The organism is Calothrix sp. CBUCES-K 9914 (assembly GCF_059640475.1).
Genome location: NZ_JBXXZH010000272.1, coordinates 1 through 11,613, shown reverse-complemented (window position 1 = coordinate 11,613; position 11,613 = coordinate 1). Strand labels below are relative to the sequence as shown.

Annotated in this window: 8 protein-coding genes; 4 read left to right on the top strand and 4 right to left on the bottom strand. The window is 40.1% G+C overall.

Annotated elements, in window-relative coordinates; all coding sequences use genetic code 11:
* Positions 1-124 precede the first annotated feature (124 nt).
* Entirely contained in the window at positions 125-613 is a 489-nt protein-coding gene (locus AC2JBO_RS37305; RefSeq protein WP_496958680.1) for a protein tyrosine phosphatase family protein, read from the bottom strand.
* Positions 614-706: 93 nt separating this feature from the next.
* Between AC2JBO_RS37305 and AC2JBO_RS37300 the strand changes: the two genes are divergently transcribed.
* Positions 707-1,360, top strand: coding sequence for a glutathione S-transferase family protein (locus tag AC2JBO_RS37300; protein ID WP_496958679.1), 654 nt, complete (start codon positions 707-709; stop codon positions 1,358-1,360).
* Between the two features lie 18 nt (positions 1,361-1,378).
* Here AC2JBO_RS37300 and AC2JBO_RS37295 read toward each other — a convergent pair whose 3' ends face one another.
* Positions 1,379-1,618 carry a hypothetical protein gene (locus AC2JBO_RS37295; RefSeq protein WP_496958678.1) on the bottom strand — a complete coding sequence of 80 codons (240 nt, stop codon included), beginning with the start codon at positions 1,616-1,618 and terminating at the stop codon, positions 1,379-1,381.
* Between the two features lie 978 nt (positions 1,619-2,596).
* On the opposite strand from AC2JBO_RS37295, the gene AC2JBO_RS37290 reads away from it, so the two are divergent.
* On the top strand, positions 2,597-5,005 hold the full coding sequence (locus AC2JBO_RS37290; protein ID WP_496958677.1) for a sucrose synthase: 2,409 nt from the start codon (positions 2,597-2,599) through the stop codon (positions 5,003-5,005).
* Positions 5,006-5,302: 297 nt separating this feature from the next.
* Positions 5,303-8,203 carry a beta-phosphoglucomutase gene (gene pgmB / locus AC2JBO_RS37285; RefSeq protein ID WP_496958676.1) on the top strand — a complete coding sequence of 967 codons (2,901 nt, stop codon included), beginning with the start codon at positions 5,303-5,305 and terminating at the stop codon, positions 8,201-8,203.
* A 28-nt stretch (positions 8,204-8,231) separates the two neighbouring features.
* On the opposite strand, the gene AC2JBO_RS37280 is transcribed toward pgmB, so the two are convergent.
* Entirely contained in the window at positions 8,232-9,416 is a 1,185-nt protein-coding gene (locus AC2JBO_RS37280; RefSeq protein WP_496958675.1) for a PAS domain S-box protein, read from the bottom strand.
* A 589-nt stretch (positions 9,417-10,005) separates the two neighbouring features.
* Between AC2JBO_RS37280 and AC2JBO_RS37275 the strand changes: the two genes are divergently transcribed.
* Entirely contained in the window at positions 10,006-10,977 is a 972-nt protein-coding gene (locus AC2JBO_RS37275) for a glycosyltransferase family 8 protein (RefSeq protein WP_496958674.1), read from the top strand.
* 51 nt (positions 10,978-11,028) lie between these two features.
* On the opposite strand, the gene gloB is transcribed toward AC2JBO_RS37275, so the two are convergent.
* Positions 11,029-11,613 (bottom strand): hydroxyacylglutathione hydrolase (gene gloB, locus AC2JBO_RS37270; RefSeq protein ID WP_496958673.1); only part of this gene is annotated, 585 nt, incomplete at its 5' end.

The following is an 11,613-nucleotide window of genomic DNA, read 5'->3' as shown; positions in this document are numbered from 1 at the left end:
CGAAAAAATTCCACTCAATATGAAGAGACTTGTGGCGTCACGCACCGACACTCTGGATGGTGCGTCAAAGCACATGATTTTTCGTTTTGTTGAAGATTGTAATAGCTTTGACACACCCTACACCTTATACATTTGATGTTGGGTTCCGTTCCTCCACCCAACCTACAATTAAAGCTTGATTTATTAGCTTTTGCCAAATTTCCGACGGTTCCCAAAGTTTATTTAAGTCTTGTTTAGCAATCTCTTCACTGGCGCCTAAACAAATTCGTCTGTAAAGGTAAACAAAAGCAGATACTCTTTTATTCGCAGCACAATGAACAAAAACTTTTTTATCCTGATTTGCATTCATTGTTTCAAAGAAAGAATGTACATTCTCTAATGTGGGATTATCCCATAGAACAGGAATGTGTACATACTCCATACCGCGCGCTTCAATAATTTCTTTTTCATTCTTATAAGCATTAGGAGAATCAGGTAATGCTAAATTAACCACAACTTGATACCCAGCTTGTTTAATTGCGTCAAATTGTTCTACTGTTGGTTGTCCAGAAGTCGAAATTGTATCAGATATTTGTAAATAATTATATATTGTTTCAAGATTTTGTTTCAACATATACCAATCCTGAATTATTCGTAGAAATTTTGTATTATTGTAGAGACGTTACATGAAACGTCTCTACACAACATCTAAAAATATAAAACAACAATGTCACAATTTACATTAATAATCGGCAACAAAAATTACTCTTCATGGTCGCTACGTCCGTGGTTACTAATGAAACAACTTGGTATAAAATTTAATGAAATTCGTATCCCGCTTTATCAACCGGAAACGCAATCTCAGCTTAGTCAATACTCTCCTTCTGGTAAAGTACCCGTTTTAATTCACGATACACAACCAATATGGGACTCATTAGCGATTTGTGAGTACCTTGCTGAAACTTTTCCCAATCTTAACTTTTACCCTCAAGAGAAAATAGCGCGCGCTGTTGCACGTTCAGTTAGCGCGGAAATGCATTCGGGTTTTCAGCATTTGCGGCAAAATATGCCAATGAACTGCCGCGCGGTGTTACCAGGAAGAGGAATGACATCGGAGGTTCAGAAAGATATTGAGCGGATTACAAATATTTGGCGCCAGCTACGAGGACAATTTTTCAAAGAAGGTGATATGTTGTTTGGTAAATTTACGATTGCCGATGCAATGTATGCACCAGTTGTACTACGATTTATGACTTATGGAGTGGAGCTAAATTCAGTTTGCCAGGATTATTTGGGTGCTATTTTAGAGCTTCCAGCAATGAAAGAATGGCTAGAAGCTGCGAAAAATGAGGAAGAAACAATTCCCGCTTCGGAAATATAGAAATATATAGAAATATATTTAAACACAAGCATGGACGCTAAACTCGCTTGAAATACCCCTCCTGGTCTCAAAGGAACATAACTCGCGCGACTCCTGCCTAACCAAACCGTCCATAGCTGCTTCTTGCAAAGTCATGAAAGCATTCAAATCTTCCATTTCGTACTTAGTCCTTAAAAGCATACGTAACTGATTTTCCTCTGCAAGCGTCAAATAACCAGTGCTTAGAACTTGTTGAACTAACTCACGAATTAATACCATAATCAACACCCTAATTAGTTTTAGATCAGGTGATATCTGCCGATACTCTCCCTTTTGTCATGCTTTAAGAGCTTCTTTTTATGCATATTGTTGCTGCACTTTACAAAACTTAACATTTTGTTACTTAACGCTTGTGGATTCTGATTGTGGTGTTACTTTGCTTAAACAACTAATTCAGTTTGTATGCCTGGAAGATTAACAACTTATTCTTTTAGTAAACTAAAATTTAATTTATTTCATCTACCAAAAGTATTAAATACACAATTTAAGTACGCTTCCGGACTCTAAGGGATGCCCGTTCCACTCATTGTTTTACTAACTTAATTTGTACCTTACTTGCTTGAAACATACTATAATAGTTAAGAGTTAAGAGAAGCGCTTCGGTTGGCGCCTTAAGGAATCTTACGAGTCATGATTTATCCGTTACATCCGTTGTATCCGTTGCCAGATGGCGACAAGTACCTCTATCAAAAGTAATAGATTTATCTTAAATAAGTTTTTTGTTTATTTCAAAAGATTCAGAACTAAAATAACTTATGGTCTTAAAATTTGTTTAAACTTCAGGTTGTTGAATCATCAGTGATGCATTATAGTAAACGTTGCCTATTATAAAATTTAGTGTATAAAATAAACTAAATACTGCCGGGTGCATAGTTGATTTTTGATTACGAATTGGGGAGTTACAGACTCCGTGAGTTGTGTTAAAAATCAATCCTTCAACAAAATTTACGCTAACGTGAGTAGTATGAATGTCAGTAAATGTTAGAAAAATTTTTATATAACGCGCGTCAATAATCAAAGATTACATACGTAAGACTGTGACTTTGGGCGTGGATAAAAAGTAGTCGGATGGCTCGAAACGTTTCTACATTCTTATGACAAGCTCGACGCAAGGAAGGGCGCGAACATAGTATTTAAATAATAGTTAAACACTGTGCAAATGCTCTTATAAGTCGAACTGGAGTTCGGGATATTACTATGCATGACCTGGTTCAAAATGTTTTAAACAGCGATGAGAAAACTGCTTTACGTCAGTTTGTATCCGCGCTCTTATCAAGTGGCAAACGCTATCTACTGCGAAATGAGATTTTACAGGTGTTTGCCGACTATTGTCAGCGTTCCCACAAACCTGCTTATTTTTTCCATTCTTCGTCTTTGGGCACGTTAATTAGCCTGACGCACGAGATAATTTTGGAAGAGGAAAGCACCTGGTTTATGTTACGTCCCTGGATAGCTAACCAGGAAGTTTGGCGCCTGGGTGCGGATATGACGCACTTTGAGAAGTTAACTCCCAAAGCGTTGTTAGATGTCCGCGACCGTTTGGTCAACCGCTACCAGCCTCAAATTTTGGAAATAGACCTTAAACCTTTCTATGAGGGTTCTCCAACAATAGATGATCCCCGAAATATTGGTCAAGGACTCACTTTTTTAAATCGTTACTTATGTAACCAACTTGAAAACGACCCTAAACGTTGGTTGGAAGAACTGTTTCAAGCTTTGCATAAGTTGCAGCATGGTGGTGTACCACTCATGATTAGCGACCGTCTTCACTCTGGAGATGAACTAGCTGATGCTGTCAAAAAAGCATTGCAACTGGTAAATGAACTTTCTCCAATAGAACCGTTTGAAAAGTTCCGCTTTGATTTACAGTCGCTTGGTTTTGAACCCGGTTGGGGAAATACCGCAGGTCGCGTTAAAGAAACACTCGAACTTTTCAACCGTTTGGTTAGTGACCCAGAACCCGCTATTTTGGAAGCGTTTGTTACGCGCGTTCCGGCAATATTTCGTGTGGTTTTGGTATCCATTCACGGATGGGTTGGTCAAGAAGGTGTTGTTGGGCGCCCAGAAACTGCTGGTCAAGTCATGTACGTTTTGGAACAAGCGCGCAGTTTGGAAGCGAAGTTACGCGAAGATGTAAAGCTTTCGGGACTTGATGTACTTGGAATAAATCCAAAGGTAATAATTTTAACTAGGTTGATTCCTAACTGCGAAGGAACTGCTTGTGGTCTCAGATTGGAAAAACTGCAAGGAACGGAAAATGCTTGGATATTACGAGTTCCATTTGCTGATTTCAATCCGAACGTTACACAAAACTGGATTTCTAAGTTTGAAATTTGGCCTTACCTAGAATCGTTTGCTCTCGAAGCTGAACGTGAGTTGGTAGCAGAATTTAAAGGCAGTCCCAATTTAATTATTGGTAACTATAGCGACGGTAACTTAGTCGCGTTTCTGCTATCAAGGCGCCTAAAAGCAGCACATTGCAATATTGCCCACTCCTTAGAAAAGCCAAAATACCTATTTAGTAACCTGTACTGGCAAGATTTGGAGGATAGATACCACTTCAGTTCCCAATTTACTGCCGACCTAATTAGCATGAACGCGGCTGACTTTATTATTAGTTCGTCATACCAAGAAATCGTCGGTACTCCCGACAGCATGGGACAATATGAATCGTACAAATGTTTTACAATGCCACAGTTGTACCACGTTGTAGATGGGATAGATTTATTCAATCCCAAATTTAATATGGTGCCACCTGGAGTTAACGAAAACATTTTCTTTCCTTATAATCAAAGTGAAGACCGGGATAGAGAGGCGCGCGCAAAAATTCACGAACTGATGTTTTTGCGTGACGACCCGCAAATTCTGGGTAGTTTGGAAAACCCTAAAAAAATACCTCTTTTAGCAGTTGCCCCAATTAATTCAACCAAAAATCTGACTGGGTTAGCAGAGTGCTTTGGTAAAAGCAAAGAACTCCAAGAACGCTGTAACTTAATATTCGTGACAAGCAAATTTAGTCCAGAACAAGCAACGCATCCTGAAGAAGCAGCAGAAATTGAAAAACTGAACGAAATTATCAACCAGTACGAATTACACGAGCGAATTCGCTGGGTAGGTATTCGCCTATCAAATATGGAACTAGGTGAAGCGTATCGCGCGGTTGCAGATAATCGAGGAATTTTTATTCACTTTGCTCGCTTTGAAGCTTTTGGAAGAACTTTACTCGAAGCGATGATTTCTGGACTACCCACCTTCGCCACCCAATTCGGCGGCGCCTCGGAAATTATCGAAGATGTAGACCAGTTCCAAATAAACCCAACCGACTACGAGGGAACAGCCAAAAAAGTATTACACTTTCTTGACGAATGCGATAAGAATCCTCAATACTGGCATGAAATTTCTACGCGGGCAATTGACAGAGTGCGTAACAAATATAACTGGAGTATACACTCGAAGCAATTGCTGCTAATCTCGAAAATTTACCGTTTCTGGGATTACGTCACCCCAGAAAACCGTGAAGCCAGGGCACGCTACCTCGAAACTTTATACTATCTCGTCTTCAAACCCAGAGCCGAAAAAATTCTGGAACAGCACATGCAAAGGTAAAGACTAATAGTGAGGAGTGCTGAGTGCTGAGTGCTGAGTGCTGAGTGCTGAGTGCTGAGTGCTGAGTACTGAGTGCTGAGTGCTGAGTACTGAGTAAGAAGTGTGAGCTTTTAATTCCTAACTCTTAACTTCGCACCTCGTAAGATGGGCAGTCCCCACCCTACTCTTGACTTTTAACTCAGCACTCAGCACTCCCTACTCAGCACTTACTACTCAGCACTTATTACTCAGCACTTACTACTCAGCACTCAGCACTCAGCACTTTCAACTCTTATATATATAAGGAAAGCACTGCCGATGGATGTAAATTCTAATGTTGATTTTATTTATACTGACTGGTCATTGATCGAAACCCGATTTGACCCAGATAAAATTCACCACCGTGAAACTGTATTTACAATTGGTAATGGTTATCTTGGCACGCGCGGCACATTTGAAGAAGGTTATTCGCGCGCGACACCAGCAACTTTACTTCACGGTGTGTTTGATGATGTGCCAATTGTTTATACTGAACTCGCTAACTGTCCTGACTGGTTGCCGCTATCAATCACAATTGATGGAGAACGGTTTCGTATGGATAGGGGTGAGATAATTAGCTATGAACGAAAACTTGATTTGCGACGCGGTGTTTTAAGTCGGTTTGTCAGATGGCGTTCGCAAAATGGTAAAACTGTAGATTTACAATTTGAACGGTTTGCTAGTTTAGCTTCCGAGCATGTAACAGTGTTGCGCCTTCTTATTAAACCTGTTGATTTTGATGGGTTAGTTGAAGTACAAGCTAGTATCAGCGGATACCCAGAAAACCAAGGGTTTAACCATTGGGAATTAATCGACCAAGGTAGTATTTCTAAAGCTGCTTGGTTAAACCTCCGGACTCGTAACTCGCGTATGACTCTTGGTATGGGTTTAGGGATGACTGTTTCAGGCGCCGAAGCATCGGTTATTGTGACAAACCCACCCGGATACCCAACTGTTATAACTTCGTTTCAAGCGACTTCAGGGCAAGCAGTTACAGTTGACAAACTAGTAACTTTCTTTACATCTAGGGATGTTGAAAACCCTATACAATCTGCACAGCAAGAAATAGCTGATTTACCGACCTACTCAACTTTATTAAAGGAACACTCTTTAGCGTGGGAAGAAGTTTGGGATAAAAGTGATATTTCCATTGAAGGGGATGTTCGTGCGGCGCTTGCTGTTCGTTACAATTTATTTCAACTGCTAATTGCGGCGCCTAAACATGATGACCGTGTAAGTATTGCCGCTAAAACTTTATCAGGGTTTGGATATCGCGGACATGTATTCTGGGATACCGAGATATTTATATTACCGTTTTTCATCTACACGCAGCCAGAATTAGCACGTAACTTGCTCACATATCGTTATCACACAATTGGTGGCGCCCGACGTAAAGCGGTTCACTACGGGTATAAAGGAGCGATGTATTCGTGGGAAAGTGCGGATACTGGTGATGAAGTAACACCGCGTTGGCTGCCCCCCAATGACCCATATGGAGAGGATATTCGGATATGGTGCCGTGACAGAGAAATCCATATTAGCGCTGATGTTGTTTACGCTGTATGGTCTTACTGGTTGGTTTCAGGCGATGATGATTGGATGCGTGATTACGGCGCCGAAATAATTCTCGACACAGCGGTATTTTGGGGAAGTCGCGTTGAATATAGCACCAAGAACGAAAAGTACGAAATTCGTGGTGTAATAGGCGCCGATGAGTATCACGAGTTAGCAAATAATAATGCTTTTACTAACCGATTGGTGCAATGGCATTTAGAAAAAGCTATCGCGACTCAAGACTGGTTACGCGAAAAATATCCTGATAAAGCTAAAGAACTCGAAACTCGATTACAGCTTACTCTAAGTCGGCGCCTACGTTGGCAAGATATTATCGCGAATTTAGTAATACCTTACGACCCAAATACAAATCTCATCGAACAGGCAGATGGATTTTTCAAACTCGAAGATATTAATCTGGCTGATTACGAACCGCGTACTAAGTCGATGCAAACTATTCTTACCATCGAAGGCGCCAATAAACGTCAGGTATTGAAGCAACCTGATGTATTGATGCTACTTTACTTAATGCGCGAATCACAAGAGTTTCCTTACTCGTTAGAAATATTAGAGAAAAACTGGCATTATTACGCACCTCGTACCGATATTACCTACGGTTCCTCGCTTGGTCCAGCTATTCACGCGATTTTAGCATCCGATTTAGGTTTAGCAGATGAAGCGTATGAAAACTTCATGCAAGCGGCAATGGTTGATATCGAAGATGTGCGCGGTAACGCTCATGAAGGAATACACGGCGCCAGTGCAGGTGGAATATGGCAAGCTGTAGTCTTCGGTTTTGGGGGTATTAAGTTAACCGAGAATGGACCCGTCGCAACAGCACATTTACCATCAGGTTGGAAGCGGTTGCAGTTCAAAATTAATTGGCGCGGTGACTGGCACGAATTTGACTTAAAGGCAGAAGGTACAAACATGGCAGCAATACATAATTCCAACTCGAATATCAAGGGTGTAATTTTTGATTTAGATGGAGTAATTACAGATACTGCTGAGTATCATTATTTAGCTTGGCAAAGACTTGCTGACGAAGAAGGATTACCATTTAACCGTGAAGCCAACGAAGAATTGCGGGGAGTATCTCGACGCGGTTCATTACTTAAAATTATTGGTGACAAGCATTATTCTGAAGACCAAATTCAAGAAATGATGGAGCGTAAAAACCGTTACTATGTAGAATCCATCGAACATATTTCACCCAAAGATTTATTACCAGGAGCATTAGATTTACTTGAAGAGTTACGCAGCGCGGGAATTAAAATAGCGCTTGGTTCTGCAAGTAAAAACGCGCGTCCAGTAGTTGAGAAACTGGGAATATCCAAATATATGGATGTCATCGCAGATGGTTTCAGCGTTACTGAACCAAAACCGGCGCCTGATTTATTTTTGTTTGCTGCTAAAGAACTTGGGTTGGCGCCGGAGGAATGTATAGTAGTTGAAGATGCAGCAGCAGGTGTTGAAGCGGCAAAAGCAGGAGGAATGATAGCTATTGGTTTGGGACCAAAAGAGAGACTCAAGGAAGCTGATATTGTTTTACCAAGTCTTGAAAATGTTCACTGGCAAGATTTGCAAGCTAAGTTAGCTGCTGCAAGCGTTCTGCAACATTCTTAAATGTACGGTGGGCAGTGCCCACCCTACGTTATAAATCATCGTTTACTATAATATGACGTTGGGCATCAAAGCTAATTAATCCCTTTTGTTGGAGATGTTGAACCAACCTGGTAATCGTTACGCGCGTAGTACAGCAAGCACTAGCTAGTTCTTCATGGGTAAAACGAATATTAATTCTAGTTCCAGTTGGAGTATTTTCACCAAAGTCTTGCTTTAAATATTGTAGTAAGTTGCAAAATCTATCTTCGACTTTGAGTCTACCCGCAATGACTAAAAAGTATTCAGTTTGCTGTAGTCGCTGTTTTATTTTGGGTAAAATAACATGGCTTAAATTTGGTGAAGCAGCAATTTCTGTTTGCATAACTGGCACCAGTTCAACATCCGATATTGCTGTAACTTGATAAATTGGTTGAGCAGTAAGACTGGCGCCAAACACCATTTTTTCTCCGACCAACCCTACTAATATTTCTGTTCCAGATTCACAAAGCGAACTGAGTTTAACTAAACCGCGATGGACATACCAAATTATATTATTTTCAAGAGGCACTGCTTCGCGTCTGCAATATTTATATAAAGGTCGATTTTTAGATAGATCTAAGTCGCAACTTTGTGGTAACGATTTCGCTCTTTCTTGCTCTGTAATATCACGAATAAGCCAGCGTATCCCTGTTACTTTACCTTGACGGTTACAAATACTGGCAGCAGTTAAAGCTGCATGAAAATATTCGCCGTTTTTCCTCCGACAACATACAATTATTTCACCAACTTTTTCCATTTTTGATAATTTCGCAATCTGACACCGTAGTTTATGACGGTCATCTAACATTACAAAGCTGATAATTAGTTTACCCGCCAAATTTTGCTGTGCAACACAAAAAAGTTGAGAACACGCACGATTAGCTTCTGTAATTTTGCCATCTAAGTCGGTTATCAAATAACCATCGGGTGCAAAATCAAAAAGGTCTTTGTAGCGTTGACGTTCTATCTCAAGTAAATCGCGCGTTTCTGTGAGTTCTTCATTTTGCTGACGTAATTCCTCAGTTGCTATTTGTAAGGTTTGCGAAGCCGAACCTAGTTCCATTAATGCTTGAGGTAAAACTTCTGCTTTGTTTAGTGAAAGATTTATGTTTCCATGCAGCAAGTCAGACCAGCGTTTGTACATTATCTCTGTACGATAAACGAATTTTTCAATATCTGCTTGTTCAATTTCCATTTTCTTTTCCTTTTTGATTGTTATTAACCTTTATTATAATTATTTTATTATTATTGATTTTGGTTAATTTTCGCACTCGATTTGGATTAAAATTTTATCAGCAATCACGAATTTATTTTTTATGTTTTCGCGGTTTCGTAGAGACGAGATTAATCGCGTCTCTACAGCAGGCGCCTAATAACGACTCGAACGAATGACAAGCAACCATAAATGCCCAACGGCTATCTGATAAATCAAGTTGATGTGTAGATAGTTTATACAGGTACATAGTGAATCATACATATACTTCAAGCATTTGTCCAGAACTGTAGTTTTTGATGTTAGTGCTTGTTAAGTCATTCATTAGTTAACTTTCCTTGATCATCAATAGTTTTTCGTCTTACTTAGGAAATAACTATATGTTAATGAATAATGTCAAGGATAATACAAAAACTCATAAACCTTTTAATCGCGGTATAAACTGTCAACTTTAGCCTTAGTATCACATTTTTAATCAAATTAAGTATTTATCCCATGATATCGTGCAATTTTTGCGTTTATCTTGTCAGTATATAAATTAAATCAGCTTCCATTTAAAAATTAAACATCTATGGATAACCCTATAGTTTTGGTATGTGCTGCGGATGATAACTACTCAATGCCGTTGGCAGCAACGACTCGTTCGGTTGTTGCGAGTATGCGAAATCCGCAGAATTTGTCTTTATATATAATTGATGGTGGAATTAGCGGCGCCAATAAAGAGCGGATAATTCAAAATCTAAAATCTGAGCAAGTCAAAGTTACCTGGATAAAAGCACGCAGGTCGCAGTTCAAGAACATGCAAATTTCTTCGACTGTTACAATAGCTGCATATTATCGGCTTTTAATTCCAGCATTTTTACCTATAGAAATCGAAAAAGCAATTTATATAGATAGCGATGTCATAGTTCGTAGTGACATAGAAGCGCTCTGGCAGCAGGATATTAAAGACAATTATTTACTCGCGGTGCAAGATATGGGCGCCCCGTTGGTTTCCTCGCCGCGCGGCTTGGTAAACTATCAAGAACTCGGTATTCCAGCTGATTGTAAATATTTAAATTCAGGTGTACTGGTATTGAATCTAAAAAAATGGCGTTCTGATAACACAAGTCTAGAAGTAATTAAATATCTCAACGACTATAAGGAGTACGTGCGTTGGTTTGACCAAGACGGGTTAAACGCAATTTTAGCAGGGAAATGGGGAGAGCTTGACGCGCGTTGGAACCAAATGCCTTATTTATTCCGGTTTGGTTCATGGCAAGAAAGTCCATTTAGTGAGGAAGAATATAATAACCTGCTCAACCATCCATATATTATCCATTACTCAACGCGCGAGAAACCTTGGAACGATAATTGTAATCATCCGCAGAAAGAATTATTTTACGAATACCTTGATAATTCGTTATGGTCGAACTGGTATGCTGAACAAATTGCTAAAAAGCAACGGCAAAAACAATTGGCTGTGTTTGGGAATATGTATGGTTCGCTGAAGAAACAAATTAAATCTTTGATCCCCCCAACCCCCCTTAATAAGGGGGGCTAAGAAATGGGAAAACTCTTGTTCCCCCCTTATTAAGGGGGGCTAGGGGGGATTTTAAAATATATCTTTCATTCCGCGCAGCCGTGCGAATGTTTGTACTGACTCATTGGTTTTTACGGCTGTTTGTAACGCCTTTTCATCCCATCGTAAAAATGGGTTAGTGCGTTTTTCTATTCCTAATATCGAAGGTACTGTGGCTTCTCCTTGATTGCGGGAAGCCTGTACTTTTGTATACCTCTGTTGTAAATCCTCATTGTTACCATCGACACTCAGGGCAAACTGAAGATTTTTTAGGGTGTATTCGTGGGCACACCACACACGAGTGTTATCAGGTAGCGCGCGTATTTTGGTGAGGGAATCTACCATTTGTGTGGGTGTTCCTTCAAATAGGCGCCCACAACCACCTGCGAATAATGTATCACCACAGAATAATTCGCCAGTTTCTTCTGGAGTTACAGGTGGGAAGTAATAGGCAATGTGCGCGCGTGTATGTCCAGGGACAAAGTAAACAGTTCCTGTGCGGGCGCCGAATTCCACAGAGTCTCCTTCGTGAAGAAATACTTTTTGTCCAGGGATGCGTCCAGAGTCAAACTCTCCACCGTAGACAGTAACGTTTGGGTACTGGGTTATTAATTCTCG

What these genes read in the sequence shown, in the direction of transcription:
- AC2JBO_RS37305 (WP_496958680.1), bottom strand. Translation starts at nt 613, where the DNA reads ATGTTGAAACAAAATCTTGAAACAATATATAATTATTTACAAATATCT.
- AC2JBO_RS37300 (WP_496958679.1), top strand. Translation starts at nt 707, where the DNA reads ATGTCACAATTTACATTAATAATCGGCAACAAAAATTACTCTTCATGG.
- AC2JBO_RS37295 (WP_496958678.1), bottom strand. Translation starts at nt 1,618, where the DNA reads ATGGTATTAATTCGTGAGTTAGTTCAACAAGTTCTAAGCACTGGTTAT.
- AC2JBO_RS37290 (WP_496958677.1), top strand. Translation starts at nt 2,597, where the DNA reads ATGCATGACCTGGTTCAAAATGTTTTAAACAGCGATGAGAAAACTGCT.
- pgmB (WP_496958676.1), top strand. Translation starts at nt 5,303, where the DNA reads ATGGATGTAAATTCTAATGTTGATTTTATTTATACTGACTGGTCATTG.
- AC2JBO_RS37280 (WP_496958675.1), bottom strand. Translation starts at nt 9,416, where the DNA reads ATGGAAATTGAACAAGCAGATATTGAAAAATTCGTTTATCGTACAGAG.
- AC2JBO_RS37275 (WP_496958674.1), top strand. Translation starts at nt 10,006, where the DNA reads ATGGATAACCCTATAGTTTTGGTATGTGCTGCGGATGATAACTACTCA.